Below are 15,072 nucleotides of genomic sequence, written 5' to 3'. Positions count from 1 at the left end.
CGGCAGGCGCCGTCCGACCCCGCGGCGGCCGCCGGGACCCATCCCGGCGCCCGTCGCGGGTCCGATCCGCCCTCGCGGGTTCGTCCGTGCCCGATCCGTCCCCGGCCGAGACGGGCCGGGGACGGTTCCGCCAGGTCAGAGGCCGCGGGACTGGGAGATCGAGCCGGACGTCGCGAGGGTGAAGGTGCGCATCGACTCGGCGAAGTTGGACAGGTCCCACTCGGCGGGGCCCTCGTACCAGTAGAGGTTGTCGGCGCCCTCGGCGCGCTCGCCGGCGTCCTTGACCGTCTCGGCCCACTTGCCGACGACGTCGAAGACGACCGCGTACGGCAGGAAGCGGGAGAACAGCGCGATGCGCTGCTGGGACGCGACGGCCTCGCCGTCCGGGATCGCGCCGCGCTCCAGGAACGCGCGGAAGCCGATCGTGTGCGCGAGGACGGTGGAGCCGCGCGCGGTCTTGGCGGGCATGTACTGGCCGCCGTAGGCGAGGGCGGCGCCCGCGATGATCAGCGCGAGGCCGGCGAGCGCCCACTCGGTGGTGAGGGCGAGCGCGACGGTCGCGGCGATGCCGAGGACGGTCAGCGCGATGCCGAACACGGTCCACCGGGACCGGACGGTGTCGGGCCGCCGCGCGAACCAGCCCTGCTTCACCACGTCGTCGTACATCGCGGCGCGCACCTGCGCGAGCTTCGTGGCGAACGTGCCGCCGAGCTCGGACAGCTTCACCGCGTCGCGGGGCGCGCCGTCCCGGCCGGTCATCAGCGCGTCCAGCAGGATCCGCTCGTAGGGGAGCAGGTCGACGGGGGGCCGGCCGAGGCGGCGCAGCGTCCAGTCGAGGCGGCCGGTGCGGGCCCGGTCCTCCTCCTCGATGAGCAGGTAGCCGCGGACGGCGAGGTCCACGATCGTCGCGGTCACGTCGATGACGTCGGCCTGCTCGTCGATCAGGGTGCCGATCTGGCCGGGCCGCACCCCGTTCGGCGGCTCGAACTCGGCGCCGACGACCGGCGCCTGGTCGCCCACGGAGGCGTGCTTGCCGACGACGCGGGCGTCGCGCCCGCGCAGCAGGTACAGCGCGGCGACGCCGCCGCCGAGCAGCACCAGCAGGCCGAGCAGGACGCCGCCGGTGACCGCGTTGACGGAGAACGCGGTCGCGACGGTGTGCCGCCGCTCGTAGATCGCGCGGCCGCCGGTGGTGCCGGGCGGGAGCCCGGCGACGACGGTGAGGTACTCGCCGGGCAGCATCTCGCGCTGGCTGTAGACGCCCTGCGTGTGGGCGTGGTTGGTGTAGTACTGCGTGCAGCCGATGGTGCTCTTCAGCGGTCCGGCGAAGCAGTTGACGCTGCGGATCATCGCGGTGGCGTCGACGGTCGCGGTGGCCGCGTCGACGGGGACCTTCCAGCCGCCCGCGGCGGGCCAGCGCAGCTCCTCGGCGGAGCCGAGCTGGTCGATGGCGCCGCGCAGGTCGTATTCGAGGACGACAGTGTGCGCGCCGGTCAGCTTGCCGCCTCCGGTCACCTTGACCGTGGTGTCGGTGTCGCCGGCGGACGTGGAGACGCGGGTCGGGCCGCCGTCCGGGCTGGTGGCGCGCAGGGAGCCGATCTCGTAGACGCGGTCCTGGGTGATGCTCTCGTGGCTGCGCGTCGGGAACGTCCGCTGCAGCCGGGAACGCCCCGCGAACTGGTAGACGATCGTCTCCTTGACCCGGATCACGCCGCCTTTGCCGGGGGCCAGGGCCACGTCGTCCTTCAGCACCCGCTCGGCCCCGGCGGCCCGCCCGGGCGCGGCCGCGGAACGCACGTCCGCCGCCGCCGCCGCGGATACGCCGGTCGCCAGGGGGAGGAGGGAACCGGCCGCCAGCGCGAGCACCACCGGTCGCAAACGACACAACGCCGCAAGAGCAGACATGGCCGCAAATGGTATCGGCTATGCGTGCGATGATTCTTCGCTATGGCAGGTCACTACCCCCCGCCTCGGCCGGCGCCTCCGTACGGTCCGCCTGCCTACGGCCCGCCGCCGCAGTACCGGTACGTCCCGGCGCGCAGGCCGCCGCGCCGCAGCGCCGGCGGGACGATCGCGGGGATCTTCGGCGGGCTGACGGCGTTCGTCGTCCTCGGCATCCTCGGCTTCTCGCTGTTCGGCGGCGAGGGCGGCATCGGCACCCACGTCCGTTCCGCCGCGCCGCGGACGGCGTCGCGCAGCACGGCGACCGACAACAAGCTGTACGCGACGGGTGCGCTGACGCCGGTGCGGTGCGTCCTGCCCCGGCTCGTGCCGGGCCCGGCGTCCATGCGCCGGTTCATGAACGTCCTGAGCGACTGCCTGGACGCGTCGTGGAGCAAGCAGTTCAAGAAGGCCGGGATACGGTTCGACACCCCGAACCGGGTCTTCTGGCAGACGCCGGGGTCGAGCCCGTGCGGCAGCTACCCGGCGCCGGGCGCGTCCGCGTTCTACTGCCCGGCGAACAACACGATGTACGTGGGTCTGACGAACGTGGTGGAGACGTCCGGCGGCGAGCCGCTGTCGCACTACGCGGTGTTCGCGCGGGTCATCGCGCACGAGTACGGCCACCACGTCCAGGACCGGGCGGGCATCCTGCTGTACGGCGACGCCGAGATGGAGAAGGGCGACACCGCGACCCGGACGGAGGCGAGCCGCCGCATCGAGCTGCAGGCGCAGTGCTTCGCCGGGACGTTCCTCAGCTCGGAGCGGGCGACGCTGCCGATGACGCAGGCCCAGTACACCGCGATGATCATCGACGTGCGGGGGCGCGGCGACGAGCGGCTGCCGCCCGACCAGCGCGACCACGGGTCCGGACGGCACTACGCGGGCTGGGTGATCGCCGGCTTCAGGGGCCGCGACCTGTCGGTCTGCAACACCTGGACGGTCCCGCCCTCCGACGTCAGCTGACCTCCGGCCCCGCCCGCCGGCCCGTGTGGGCCGGGCGCGGGCTACTCATGGGTAATTGAGCCTCGGTACTCATGCCCGCCGCGCCGCGCCGCCGCAGACTCGGGCCATGACGAACTCCACACCGCCCGCGCAGGCGGGCAGCACCGCGTTCTTCGTCCAGGCCGCGATCTCGTTCGTGGTCTCCAGTGTCGCCGTCGCCGCCGGCGTGGTCTACCTGCCGGTGAGCGCGTGGGTCCGGGCGTTCCTGGCGGTCGGCCTGCTGTACGTGATCACCTCGACGTTCACCCTGGCCAAGTGCGTCCGGGACCGCCAGGAGAGCCAGGCGGTCACCAGCCGCGTCGACCAGGCGCGGCTCGACAAGCTGCTCGCCGAGCACGACCCCTTCGCCACCCCGTCCGCGTGACCCGGCGCCCGCCGGGCCGCATGGCCGGTTCCGGCCTCCGCGCGGCGCGCGGAGGCCGGACGCATGGACGTCCCCGGTCAGCGGCGCGCGGACCGGCCGAACGCCCCGTCCCGGATCCGCGCCATCAGCGCACGGCCCTCGTCGCTGCTGATGACGAGGACGCCGGCGCCGGGGGCCTTGCTGTCGCGGAACGCGACCAGCCCGCCGGCCGGACGGCACACCTCGACGCATTCGTTGCCGTCCCGCGAGAAGCGGCTCTTACGCCATTCGAGCGTGTCCGAAATCCCTCCGGGAATTGCGCGTACTACGCTGCCCATACGAGTGGACCTTCCTGTTGTGGGTTTCTTCAGTGGGGCTGCTCGCCACGGTGGGCGGCGTCCTGCCGCAATCAGGACGCCGCCCGCGGCAGGCCCCCACGACCCGCCGGGTCGCGGGGGCTCGTCGCGTTCGCGGTCCGGTCCTGCGGCGGTGCTCGCGGAATGCGCGGAACGGCCACCCTCACCGCCGTTTCCGGTCGCCGCCGGGCGGCGGCAGCGTCGGCCGGCCGGTGAACCAGCCGGGGGCCTCGGGGGTGGGATCGCGGAGGATCTCGGTGAGGATCTCCAGGCTCCTCTCCGGCCAATGCGCGAGAATGCCCAGCGTGTTCAGCGCGTCCATGTGCGAAATGAAGTCCGCCGGTTCCGTCAGGTAGTCGATTCCGGTCAGCCCCTCGCGGCACATGACGTCCGGCAGGGCGCCGTCGCTGAAGCGGAGCATGGTGATCTGCCCCCGGGACGCCCGGCGGGGCCGCGATTCCGACGGCAGGATCTGCAGGGTCACGTTCGGCCACGTGCTCATGCTGATCAGGTGCGCGATCTGCTCCTGCCATACGGGCCGGGGTCCCACCGGCCGCCGGAGCGCCCTCTCGTCCACGATCGCCCACAGCCGGCGCTCGCCGTCCGCGGTGAATCGCCGCTGCCGCGCCGTCCGCAGGCGGACGAGCTCATCGGCGTCGTGCGCCGCGAGGTGCGGGCCGTTCCGGGCGGTGACGGTACGGGCGTACGCCTCGGTCTGCAGGAGGCTCGGGATGAAGCGGATCCCGCAGGTCCGGATCAGCGAGGCGGATTCCTCCAGCCCCGAGTAGGCGCGCAGCCAGGCGGTGGGGCCGTCCTCCCGCCGGTTCCCCGAGCCGGGGGACGGGGCGCCTCGGGCCAGTTCGAGCAGCGAGGCGGTCAGCGCGCCGTCCTCCACGCCGTAGAGGGTCAGGAGCGCGGCGACGTCCGGCTCCCGGAGGCTCACCTGGCCGAGCTCCATGCGGCTGATCTTGGCGGGGGACGCGCCGATCGCGCCGCCGGCCTCCCGCGCGGGCACGCCGCGCGCCTCGCGGAGCCGGTGCAGCATCATCCCGAGCAGGACGCGCTCCGGGTAGGCGGCGCCCGCCGGTCGCTGTGCGAGGTCCCTCGTGCGGCCGTCCCCGTGCGGATGACCGCTCCCCGCCTCCTCCGGCCGGGCCGCCGGAGCGTCCAGCAGGCGTGCGCAGGCGATCGCCCAGAGGCGCATCTGGCCGGTGTCGACGCGGCAGAGCTCGACGATCCGCAGGATCTCGTGAGCCCGCGGCGCGCGGTGCCCGTAGAACAGGCCGGACATCTGCGCTCCCGACAGACCCGCGTACGCGTCGGTGCCCTTGGCCTTGGCGGACAGGCGCGGAAGCTGGTGCGGCTCGATCCGGTTCCGCCTGCACAGCCGCCGGAGCATGCCCACCAGCTCGTCCGGTGTCGCGGCCTGGAGCGGATCGTCGGCCTGCGGTGGCGGGCCGGGCGACCGGCGGCCGACGGCGGTCCTGGTCAGTTCCCGCGCGGGGACGGGATCACCGGACGCGCGGCCCTCCGCCTCCAGCAGGTCGGCCGTCGCCCGCCACTTCCGGCGCCACGCCTCGACGTCGCCCTCGCAGGCCTCGACGTAGGCGCGGGTGACCTCCCAGCTCGGGAACCACCGCCCGGACGCGGCCTTGGCCAGGGTCGTGCGTCCGCAGTGGGAGACCGATTCCAGGGCGCGGTAGCTCGGGCTCCCGGCCTCGGCCCGCAGGTGCCGCAGGCCCTGCGCGAACGCGGGGACCGGGCCGGCCGAGGGATCGAGGGGAGTCTCGGGTCGCGGCATCGCCGCGCCCGGCTAGGAGCGCACCGCCGCCGAGAGCGGCCCTGCCGCCCCCGGCGGCGCGCTCCGCCGCGCCGGCGGTAAGGTGCGCACGTCGTTCTTCCCCTTTCGCGTCACTGAATGGAATTCGACTCGGTCGGCGATGGCGTCGACGGGCGGCGCGCGTTTCCCGCCATTCCCATAACGGGCGTCCGCGGCACCGGGACGACTCTCGACCGTGCCTTTTCGACGGGCGGATCCCGGTGGCCGGCCGGCCGCCGCACGCCGTCAATGGTCAACTCGATGACTATCAGCGAGGCCCGAGGCGGGTGTCAAGGACCTATTGTCCGCGACAGCCTCGGTCAGTCTGCTTGTCAGGGGGTGAACGAGTGGACAACCCCGGTTCCCGGCGAACGCGGGACAACCGTGTACTCCTCCCGTTCACACAGGTCATGGTGCGAACTCCGGGGCCGGTGGCCGTGCCGGGGGTTGCGGACAACGCGGGTCCGCGCTTTCCTCCGGTTCCTCCGGCGGAAAGCCGTTCCGGGGCGCGCCGCGCCGGATTCTCCAATCGGCGCATCCCTTTTTCACCCCGGAACGGCGATTGGCGCCGGGAATCCGTTGTCGCCCTCGAGGTTCCGATCACTGGTGCAGAAGCGCTGTGCCCTCGTGTCGGTCCGTCCGGGCGCGATGTCCTGTGGTGGTCCCGGTGTGCGGCGAGCGCCATTTCCGGGGGGCGTTTCCGGGCGAGCGCCGATCGGTGCGGGTGGACGATTTGCCGGGTTTTCGCGCGGCCGGCCCCTGGCGCGGCCAGTCCCCTTCGCGCGGCCGTCCCCGGGCGCGGCCCATCTCCCTCCGCGCGGCCGTCCGCGCGTGCCTGCACCCCGCGTGCGCGGCCTCGTCGCCGGTGTGCGTGACTGTGAGGGGACTCACGGCCGAGTGCTAGCTGATGTGCTTGCAATAGCAAGCACGATGACGCAGGGTGGAGACATGGCAAGTTCGAAGGTCGGCTCGATCGGGGAGTACATCCGGGAGCAGCGGACGCGGGCGAAGATCTCGCTGCGCCAGCTCGCGGACGTCTCGGGCATCTCCAACCCGTACCTGAGCCAGATCGAGCGCGGGCTGCGCAAGCCGAGCGCCGAGATCCTGCAGCAGATCGCCAAGGGGCTGCGGATCTCCGCCGAGGCGCTGTACGTGCAGGCCGGAATCCTGGAGGAGCGCGAGGCCGACACCGACGTGCAGGCCGCCGTCCGGGCCGACCTCCTCCTCACGGAGCGCCAGAAGCAGGTGCTGCTCGACATCTACGAGTCGTTCCGCAAGGAGAACGAAGCCGCAGGCGTGTTCGGAGAAGCCGGGCACGACACCCCAGAGCAGGATGGAAAGGAAGAGGTCGGATGACGCTGGCCAGCAGTCTCCGTGAGAACAAGGCCGTCTACGCCGTGGCCGGCGCCGGCGACTTCGCGGTGGAGAAGCTCCGCGAGGTCCCCGAGCAGGTGACGCGGTACCAGGGCAGGGCCCGCGAGGCCGCGTCCAAGTACCAGGGCGAGGTCCGCGAGACCGTCGAGCGCTACCGCGGTGAGGTCCGCAAGACCGTGGACCGCTACCGCGACGAGGTCGGCCGCGTGCAGGAGCGCGTCGACGCCAAGGACCTGCCGGGCGCCGCGGTCGCGTACGTGACCCACGTCGGCACCCGCACCGTCGAGTTCATCGACGAGCTGACCGAGCGCGGCAAGCGCGTCGTGCACCGCGAGGCCGCCGAGGTCGCCGCGATCGCCGAGGCGGACGCCGAGCCCGCGCCGAAGGCGCGCACCGCGCAGCCGAAGAAGGCCCCGCAGGCCCGCTCCGCCAAGAAGAGCGGCGCCTGAGGCGCACCCGCCTGAGCAGCGGTTTCAGGGCCCGTCCGGGAACACCCGGGCGGGCCCTGACGTCTTTCACTGTGAACGGGACCCGGCCGAGGAGGCCCGCCGGGCCCGGTCGCGGGCTCGCGGATCAGGGGCCGGTGGACGGGATCCGGCCCCGTCGACCGCGGTTCCGGGCCGGGGCTGGACGGGCCGCATAGGGTTGGGACGCAAGGTGCGCGACGCGAGGGTCGCCGTCCGAGACGAGCGGGAGTGCTGATCACCGATGGCGGACTTCAGTGTGCTGGACTACTTCTTCTGGCTGCTGCTGATCATCGCGTTCGTGATGGAGGCCTGGGCGCTGATCGACGCGCTGACCGTGCCGCAGGGCGCGTACGCGGCGGCGAGCAAGCAGAGCAAGAAGCTGTGGATGATCATCCTGATCGTCGCGGCGGTGGTCGGCGGCGCGTACGCGGCCGTGCCCTACGCGCTCGGCGTGCACCCGATCGCTCTGCTGCTGAACATCCTGCCGGTCGCCGCGTTCATCGCGGGGGCCGTCTACCTGGCCGACGTCCGGCCGGCCGTCGCCCCGTTCAAGAAGCGCGGCGGCGGGCGCGGCAGCACGAACATGGGCCCGTACGGCCCCTGGTGAACCGGCCGCGCGCGCTGCGGCGGGGGTTCTAGGGTGATCGCATGAGCACGGAGACCCTGGGGCGGACGACCCGGCTGGAACTGGACGACCAGGCGCTGCGCGAGTGGGAGGCCGTCGTCCTGGACGCGGGTCCGGACGGGATCGTCCTGGACCGCTCGGCGTTCTATCCGGGCGGCGGCGGGCAGCCGCCGGACCACGGCGTCCTGCTGTGGCAGGGCGTGCAGACGCGGATCGCGGGCGTCCGCAAGGGCGACGACCTGGTGCTGATCCCGGTGGAGGACGACCCGGTCCCGCCGGTCGGCACGGTGGTGCGCGGCGCGGTCGAGGACGCGCGCCGCACCGCGCTCATGCGCACCCATTCGGGGCTGCACCTGCTGTGCGGGGTGGTGTTCCGCGACTACGGCTGCCTCGTGACGGGCGGCAACATGGAGCCGCTGACCGCGCGGATGGACTTCGATCTGCGCGAGGTGCCGCCGGGGTTCAAGCAGACCGTCGAGGACGCCTGCAACAAGGAGATCGAGGCGGACCGGCGCATCGACGTCCGGACGCTGCCGCGCGACGAGGCGTTCGAGATCCCCGACATCATCCGGACGGCGACGAACCTGGTCCCGCCGGAAGTCCAGGACGTCCGGATCGTCGACATCGTCGGGCTCGACACGCAGGCGGACGGCGGCACGCACGTCGGCTCGACGCGGCAGATCGGCCGGATCACGGTGGCGAAGGTGGAGAACAAGGGGCGCGGCTTCCGCCGCCTGCGCATCAGGATCGAGGACTGACGGGGCCGGGCACCGGGAGCGGGCGCCTCCGCTCCCGGTGCCCGACGTTCTAGGGGGACGGCTCGTCCCAGGGCCGGTTCAGCGTGTCCACGGTGACCAAGCCGTTCTCGATGATGGTGACGGCGCGGTCCAGGGCCGTCCGCATCGAGAGCGGGTCGTAGCCGTGGCGGCGGCAGTGCACCACGACGGCCTGCATACCGCCGACGGCGATGCCCGCCGCGGCGGCGGCGTCGATCTCGTCTATGTCGGGGCACAGGTCGTGGAGGAGGCCCTCGATCTTCTCCTGGGTGTCGGTGAGGCGCTGCAGCGCGCGCGCCTGCAGGCCAGGGCGTTCGAGGACCAGCGAAACCTGCACGGCGCCGTACTCGCCGTGCTCGCTGACGATCGCCTCCAGGACGTCGACGACGCCGCGCCGGATCGTCTGGATGGGGGACTCGTCGGGGATGCGGTCGGCGAGGCGTTCGGCGACCTCCGCGAGCCGGTCGTCGACCTCGGCGAAGACGACGTCCTCCTTGCTCGGGAAGTAGCCGAAGAACGTGCGGGGCGCGATGTCGGCGGCGGCGGCGATGTCGGCGATCGTCGTCTCCTCGTAGCCGCGCTCGGCGAACAGCCGCAGCGCGGCGGTCGCGATGGCGTGCCGGGTGCGGCGCTTCTTGCGCTCGCGCAGGCCGGTCCGCTCGTCCATGTGACGGACGTTACCATGACTGCAAAGTTGCATCTATTGCAAATATGCACGGAGACATGCTCTTCTGCGAGCATGGCCCGTTTCCTGGACGCTCTGGGGCGTTTGTGCGTGCGCCGGCGGCGCGCCGTCTTCGAGCTCTGGTTCGCGCTGATGCTCGGCGCCGGCGTCCTCGGCCTCATGCACGGCGGCATGTTCGTCCAGCAGAGCAGCCTGCCCGGCACCGAGACCCAGCAGGCGATCGACACCCTCGCCCGGGACTTCCCGGCGCAGACCGGGCCCACCGCGACGGTCGTGTTCGCCCAGACGCCGGAGGCGAGCCCGGCGGACTGGCGCGTCGCCCTCACCATCGGCCAGTCGATCGAGAACATCGGCAGGCTCGACCGGGTCGCGTTCGTCCAGAACCCGTACGCCTCCGGCATGGGCGGGCTCAAGGACGACAAGGCCGTCGTCGTCCAGCTCAACTTCAAGGGCACGATGAGCGACCTGACCGCCGCCGACCTCGGCCGCCTCCGCGAGGCCGTCGAGCCCGCCCGGATGACCGGGCTGGACGTCAAGTTCGGCGGCATCGCCGCGATGCTCCTCAACCAGCCGAAGACCGGCCCGCAGGAGGGCGCCGGGCTCTTCCTGGCGGTGCTGGTGCTGCTCCTCGCGTTCGGGTCGTTCCTCGCCGCCGGCATCCCGATCATCGTGTCGCTGTGCGGGCTCGCCGTCGCCTACTCGCTGATCCACTTCTCCGCGTCGCTCTTCCAGGTCGCGCCGACCGCGCCGGAGGTCGCCGCGATGCTCGGCATCGGCGCCGGCATCGACTACGCGCTGTTCATCGTCACCCGCTACCGGCAGCAGCTCGCCGAGGGCGACGACACCGAGACCGCCGTCGGGCGCGCCATGGCGCACTCCGGCCACGCCGTCGTGTTCGCCGGCGGGACGGTCGTGTTCGCGATCTGCGGGCTGTTCCTGTCCGGCGTCGGGTTCATCGGCCGGATCGGGCTCGCCACCGCCGTCGCCGTGGCGATCATGGTGGCGGCGTCGCTGACCCTGCTGCCCGCCGTGCTCGGCGCGCTCGGCCCCCGCATCGACCGGTACCGGCTGCCGCGCGTCCGGCCCGACCGCTCGTCCGCCCGCTGGACGGCCTGGGGCCGGCACGTCGACCGGCACGCCTGGCCGTACGCGATCGTCGCGACCCTCGTCCTGCTCGCCCTCGCCGTGCCGACCCTCAGCCTGCGGTTCGGCGTGATGGCCGACAGCATGTCGTCGAAGAAGCTGGAGGCGCGGCAGGCGTACGACATCGTCGCGCGGGAGTTCGGCGCCGGCCACTACAGCCCGTTCGTCGTCGTCGCGGAGGCGCCCGGCCCGGAACGGACCGCCAAGCGCAAGCCGCCCGTCGTGAAGGGCCCCCAGGGCCTCGGCGGCCTCACCGGCCCGGCCACGGAGGCGCCCGCGTCCCCCGCGCCCGCCGCACCGGCCGTGAAGGGCGCCCCCGACCTCAGCAAGAAGCCCGACAAGCAGGCCACGCTCATCGCCCAGGAGCTCCGGCAGCGCATCTCCGCGGTGCCGGGCGTGGTGTCCGTCGGCGAGCCCGTCGTCATCGGCACCACCGCGACGCTGCTGGTCGTCCCCCGCGACGCCCCCCACGAGCAGTCGACCACCGACCTCGTCCACCGGCTCCGCGACACCGCGATCCCCGCCGTCCGCGACGCGCACCCCGGCGCGAAGGTCTACCTCGGCGGCGAGAACCCCGCGATCATCGACCTCGCCGACACCGTCGGGTCCCGGATGCGGACCGTCGTGATCGCCGTCGTCGGCGTCGCGCTGCTGCTCCTGGTCATCGCGTTCCGCTCGATCGTCGTGCCGATCAAGGCCGCGCTGATGAACCTGCTGTCGATCGGCGCCTCGTTCGGCGTCGTCACCGCCGTGTTCCAGTGGGGCTGGGGCGTCCACCTCCTCGGCGTCGACCAGGCCATCCCGATCATGTCGTTCGTGCCGCTGTTCATGTTCGCGCTGATCTTCGGCCTGTCCATGGACTACGAGGTGTTCCTGCTGTCCCGGATCAAGGAGGAGTACGAGCGGTCCGGCGACCCGCACGAGAGCGTGGTGATCGGCATCGGCGCCACCGCCCGGCTGATCACCTCTGCCGCGCTCATCATGATCTTCGTGTTCGCCGGGTTCGTCCCGCAGCCGGACCCGACCGTCAAGATGATGGCGCTCGGCCTCGCCGTCGCCGTCGCCGTGGACGCCACGGTCGTCCGGCTCGTCCTGGTCCCCGCGCTGATGAGCCTGCTCGGGCACGCGAACTGGTGGTGGCCCGGCCGGGGCCGTCCCGTCCCGCCGCCCCCGCCCGCCCCGGCCCCTGCGCCCGTCGCCGAACAGCTCGAACTCGAAGCCATCCCGTGACCGCCGGGCGGCCGTCCCGCACCGTGATCAATACGGGATAATCAAGGTCTGACCGGGCGAATCGCACGGACCGCTCCCACCGGAGGGCCGCGCGCGTCCGGATCCGCCCCTCCGCACCCGTCGCCGACCGCGACGGCAGAAGACGAGACGACATGCTGTTTTCGATCCCCGAGCCCGGCTGGTGGGCGATCGCGATCGCCGCGACGGCGTTCTTCATGCTGGGCATCCGCGCCCTGCCCGCCGGGCTGGACATCCCGGACGACGTGCGCGCCGAGTGGGCCGGGCGGAGCGGCCGCGGCAAGCGGGCGTTCTACGTGCGGACGCCGCTGTTCGCCGCGGGCGTTCTGGCGACGAGCCTGCTCCGCCCCGGGCCGTCGTCGCCGATGCTGTTCCTGTTCAGCGTCGCGTTCGCCGCCATCCCGATCGCGATCTTCCCCGTGCGCGGCCGGATGCTCAGGGCGTACCTCGCGCAGCGGGAGCGCCCCGACACCGGCGAGCAGTCCGACGCCCGGGAGCAGCCCGGCACCAGGGAGAAGTCCGACACCCGGGAGCAGCAGCCCAACGCCAAGGACAAGCCGGACCGGCTGGCGGTGGCCTGGATCGTCGCCGTCCTCTCCGTGGCGATCCTCGCCGCCGTCCTCGCCCTGATGAGCAGCCCGTACGGCTCCCCGGCCTGACGCCCGCGCGGCCCGGTCCGGGCGGGCGCGCTGTCGGAGGTGGTCGCTACCGTTCCGGCATGATCTCCCGCCCCACCGAGAGCTGGCGGCCGCTCGGCGTCCATTCCGACGCGTTCCTGGAGCGGGTCGACCAGGCGCTGCACGCGTTCGAGACCGAGCTGGGCACCCTGGACGTCACCTCCGACCAGGCCGTCATGGCCGCCGTCGAGCACGTGGTCGTCGCGCTGAACGAGGTCGACGGCACCGACGGCGGCGGCTTCGACCCGTCCGCGCTCACGGACCGGTGGCGGGACTGGTGAGACGGGCGGGCGGCGCGGCGATGAGTTCCGGGGATGGGGACGGTCTGCCTGGGTAGTGACCACCCACGACCGTCAGGAGCGGGGACATGGGGAAAGTCAGCACCTGCCTGTGGTTCGACGGCCAGGCCGAGGAGGCGGCGCGGTTCTACACGTCCGTCGTGAAGAACTCGCGGATCACCGGCGTCGTGCCGTACGGCGAGGCCGGGCCGGGCGAGCCGGGCTCGGTCATGATCGTGATGTTCGAGCTGGACGGGCAGCAGTTCATCGGCCTCAACGGCGGCCCGCAGTTCACCTTCGACGAGGCGGTGTCCGTTCACGTCACCTGCGACTCGCAGGAGGAGATCGACGAGCTGTGGAGCACCCTCACCGCGGCCGGCGGCGAGGAGGGCCCCTGCGGGTGGCTGAAGGACAGGTTCGGGCTGTCCTGGCAGATCGACTCGCGGGCGCTGCACGAGATGATCGTCTCGCCGGACCAGGAGGGCGCGGCCAGGGCGACCAAGGCGATGCTCGCCATGAAGAAGCTGGACGTCCAGGCGCTGCAGGACGCCTTCGACGGCAAGTCCTGAGCACCGGCACCGAACCGCGCGCCGAACCGCGCGCCGGGGGCGCGGGCGGGGTCGCCCGCGCCCATGGCGTCCTCACTCGGACGCGCGCGGCCGGACGGCCGGGAAGCCGTGGACGCGGGCGCCCGCGACGGCGGCGAAGGCCGGGACCAGGAGCAGCAGGACGCTCCAGGGGAGGGACGCCGTGCCGAGCGCGTCGAGCAGGACCCCGCCGACGATCCCGCCTGCGGCCATCGCGACGTTCCACACGGTGACCAGCATGGCCTGGGCGGCGTCGGCGGCGCTGCCTCCGGCGTCGGCGGCGGCCGTCTGGAGCAGGGTGGGGACGCCTCCCCAGCCGAGGCCCCACAGCAGCGCCGCCAGGTAGACGAGCGCCTCGTCGTGGGCGGGGACGGCGAGCACGCCCGCCGCCGCGCCGACCAGCAGGACGCTGGCGACGGCGAGGGCGCGCAGGCGCCGGTCGATGCGGGCCCCGGTGAACCAGATGCTCACCAGCGAGGCGATCCCGAACGCCAGCAGGACCAGGTCGGTCGAGCCGCCCATGCCGACATGCTTCAGGAACGCGGCGATGTAGGCGTAGAGGATGGTGTGGGCCAGGACGAAGACGAGCGTCACGAACAGGACCGGCGCGACGCCCGGGACGGTCAGCGCCCGCAGCATCCCGGGCCGCTCCTGCGAGGGCTGCCCCGGGTGGTCGGGGACGGTCGCGACGATCCAGCCGAGCAGGACGGCGGTGAGGCCCGTCATGATCAGGAAGGGCGACCGCCAGCCGAGCGCCCCGCCGACGAAGGTGCCCGCCGGGACGCCCAGGGACAGGGCGACCGGGATGCCGGACATGGCGACGGCGACCGCCTTGCCCTGGAGGCGGGCCGGTGCGAGGCGGCGGGCGTAGCCGGCGAGGAGGGCCCAGGCGAGCCCGGCGGCCACCCCGGCGACGAACCGGGCGATCAGGGTCAGCGGGTAGTCGGACGAGACGGCGGTGACCGTGTTGGCCGCGGCGAACCCGGCCATGGACGCCAGGAGCAGCCGCTTGCGCCGCCATCCGGCGGTGGCGGCGGTCAGCGGGATGGCGGTGAGGGCGGTGCCGGCGGCGTAGACCGTCACCGCCTGGCCCGCCGCGGACTCGCTGACGTGGAGGCCGTCGCTCATGGCGGGCAGGACCCCGGCGGGGAGCGTCTCGGTCAGGCTGGTGATGAAGACGGCGGTGGCCAGGGCCGCCAGCGCGGCCATCGGAAGCTTCTCTTCGCGGACCGGCACCCGCGCATCGGCGGGCCGGTCGATGCTCTCGGTCGACATGCCGGGTATCGTCAAACCTTCACATCCATGTGAAGGTCAACCCGGCACCGCGTGAGGTGGATCATATGCGCATCGGTCGGCTCTCGGAAGTGACCGGCGTCTCCCGGCGGCTCCTGCGCTACTACGAGGAGCAGGGCCTCATCGTCTCGCAGCGCTGCGCGAACGGCTACCGCGACTACGACGAGCAGACCGTGGACCGCGTCCTCCAGGTCCGCGGGCTCCTGGACGCGGGACTACCGACCCGCATCATCAAGCAGATCCTGCCGTGCCTCGACAAGCCGCGGAACATCGTCTTCTCCGACGCCACACCGGAGATGCTCGCGACCTTGGAGGCCGAGCTCGACCGCATGACCCGGCGGATCGAGTGCCTCGCCCGCAACCGGGACGCGATCGCCGACTACCTGGGCGAGGTCCGCGCGCACGCCCGCGCGGGCGTCGCCTGAGCGTCCTCGCGCCTACTGTTGGCACGGCCA

The 15,072-nt window shown here is 72.9% G+C and carries 16 protein-coding genes; 11 read left to right on the top strand and 5 right to left on the bottom strand.

The window, feature by feature from the left end; translation table 11 throughout:
* Positions 1-135: 135 nt before the first annotated feature.
* Entirely contained in the window at positions 136-1,905 is a 1,770-nt protein-coding gene (locus ABT299_RS35815) for a DUF2207 domain-containing protein (RefSeq protein WP_500253435.1), read from the bottom strand.
* A gap of 42 nt (positions 1,906-1,947) precedes the next feature.
* Between ABT299_RS35815 and ABT299_RS35810 the strand changes: the two genes are divergently transcribed.
* Positions 1,948-2,907 (top strand): neutral zinc metallopeptidase, encoded by a 960-nt coding sequence (locus ABT299_RS35810; RefSeq protein WP_387022021.1) that lies wholly within the window; start codon positions 1,948-1,950, stop codon positions 2,905-2,907.
* A 106-nt stretch (positions 2,908-3,013) separates the two neighbouring features.
* Positions 3,014-3,310: a YiaA/YiaB family inner membrane protein gene (locus ABT299_RS35805; RefSeq protein WP_190863882.1), complete on the top strand. Its 297-nt coding sequence runs from the start codon at positions 3,014-3,016 to the stop codon at positions 3,308-3,310.
* A 77-nt stretch (positions 3,311-3,387) separates the two neighbouring features.
* Here ABT299_RS35805 and ABT299_RS35800 read toward each other — a convergent pair whose 3' ends face one another.
* Positions 3,388-3,627: a DUF397 domain-containing protein gene (locus tag ABT299_RS35800; RefSeq protein WP_500253434.1), complete on the bottom strand. Its 240-nt coding sequence runs from the start codon at positions 3,625-3,627 to the stop codon at positions 3,388-3,390.
* A 181-nt stretch (positions 3,628-3,808) separates the two neighbouring features.
* Positions 3,809-5,446: a helix-turn-helix domain-containing protein gene (locus tag ABT299_RS35795; RefSeq protein WP_500253433.1), complete on the bottom strand. Its 1,638-nt coding sequence runs from the start codon at positions 5,444-5,446 to the stop codon at positions 3,809-3,811.
* Between the two features lie 966 nt (positions 5,447-6,412).
* Here ABT299_RS35795 and ABT299_RS35790 point away from each other — a divergent pair.
* From ABT299_RS35790 to ABT299_RS35775, 4 genes are all read left to right on the top strand, one after another.
* A complete protein-coding gene (locus tag ABT299_RS35790) occupies positions 6,413-6,820 on the top strand; it encodes a helix-turn-helix domain-containing protein (RefSeq protein WP_151540435.1) in 408 nt (135 codons plus the stop codon).
* Positions 6,817-7,287 (top strand): hypothetical protein, encoded by a 471-nt coding sequence (locus tag ABT299_RS35785; protein WP_190863890.1) that lies wholly within the window; start codon positions 6,817-6,819, stop codon positions 7,285-7,287. The genes ABT299_RS35790 and ABT299_RS35785 overlap by 4 nt, the downstream gene beginning before the upstream one ends.
* Positions 7,288-7,546: 259 nt before the next feature.
* Positions 7,547-7,912, top strand: coding sequence for a DUF2516 family protein (locus ABT299_RS35780; RefSeq protein ID WP_194737415.1), 366 nt, complete (start codon positions 7,547-7,549; stop codon positions 7,910-7,912).
* 41 nt (positions 7,913-7,953) lie between these two features.
* Complete coding sequence (locus ABT299_RS35775) at positions 7,954-8,688, top strand: alanyl-tRNA editing protein (RefSeq protein WP_190863892.1); 735 nt, start codon at positions 7,954-7,956, stop codon at positions 8,686-8,688.
* 49 nt (positions 8,689-8,737) lie between these two features.
* Here the strand turns inward: ABT299_RS35775 and ABT299_RS35770 are convergent, their stop codons facing one another.
* Complete coding sequence (locus ABT299_RS35770; RefSeq protein ID WP_500253432.1) at positions 8,738-9,373, bottom strand: TetR family transcriptional regulator; 636 nt, start codon at positions 9,371-9,373, stop codon at positions 8,738-8,740.
* 72 nt (positions 9,374-9,445) lie between these two features.
* On the opposite strand from ABT299_RS35770, the gene ABT299_RS35765 reads away from it, so the two are divergent.
* The 4 genes from ABT299_RS35765 to ABT299_RS35750 all read left to right on the top strand — a co-directional run bounded on the left by ABT299_RS35765 (position 9,446) and on the right by ABT299_RS35750 (position 13,306).
* Positions 9,446-11,764, top strand: a complete 2,319-nt coding sequence (locus tag ABT299_RS35765; protein WP_387022003.1) for an MMPL family transporter — start codon at positions 9,446-9,448, stop codon at positions 11,762-11,764.
* A 152-nt stretch (positions 11,765-11,916) separates the two neighbouring features.
* Positions 11,917-12,441 (top strand): hypothetical protein, encoded by a 525-nt coding sequence (locus ABT299_RS35760; protein WP_500253431.1) that lies wholly within the window; start codon positions 11,917-11,919, stop codon positions 12,439-12,441.
* A 59-nt stretch (positions 12,442-12,500) separates the two neighbouring features.
* Positions 12,501-12,740 (top strand): hypothetical protein, encoded by a 240-nt coding sequence (locus ABT299_RS35755; RefSeq protein ID WP_500253430.1) that lies wholly within the window; start codon positions 12,501-12,503, stop codon positions 12,738-12,740.
* An 86-nt stretch (positions 12,741-12,826) separates the two neighbouring features.
* Positions 12,827-13,306 (top strand): VOC family protein, encoded by a 480-nt coding sequence (locus tag ABT299_RS35750; protein ID WP_190863905.1) that lies wholly within the window; start codon positions 12,827-12,829, stop codon positions 13,304-13,306.
* A 72-nt stretch (positions 13,307-13,378) separates the two neighbouring features.
* Here the strand turns inward: ABT299_RS35750 and ABT299_RS35745 are convergent, their stop codons facing one another.
* Positions 13,379-14,599, bottom strand: a complete 1,221-nt coding sequence (locus ABT299_RS35745) for an MFS transporter (RefSeq protein ID WP_500253429.1) — start codon at positions 14,597-14,599, stop codon at positions 13,379-13,381.
* Positions 14,600-14,664: 65 nt separating this feature from the next.
* Here ABT299_RS35745 and ABT299_RS35740 point away from each other — a divergent pair, with 65 nt between their 5' ends.
* Positions 14,665-15,042: a MerR family transcriptional regulator gene (locus ABT299_RS35740; protein WP_500253428.1), complete on the top strand. Its 378-nt coding sequence runs from the start codon at positions 14,665-14,667 to the stop codon at positions 15,040-15,042.
* The last annotated feature ends 30 nt before the right edge of the window (positions 15,043-15,072 follow it).

The sequence above is a fragment of the Spirillospora sp. NPDC000708 genome (assembly GCF_040299565.1).
Taxonomy (GTDB): Bacteria; Actinomycetota; Actinomycetes; order Streptosporangiales; family Streptosporangiaceae; genus Spirillospora.
The sequence above is the reverse complement of the archived record's forward strand: the minus strand, read 5'-3'. Positions and strand labels throughout refer to the sequence as shown.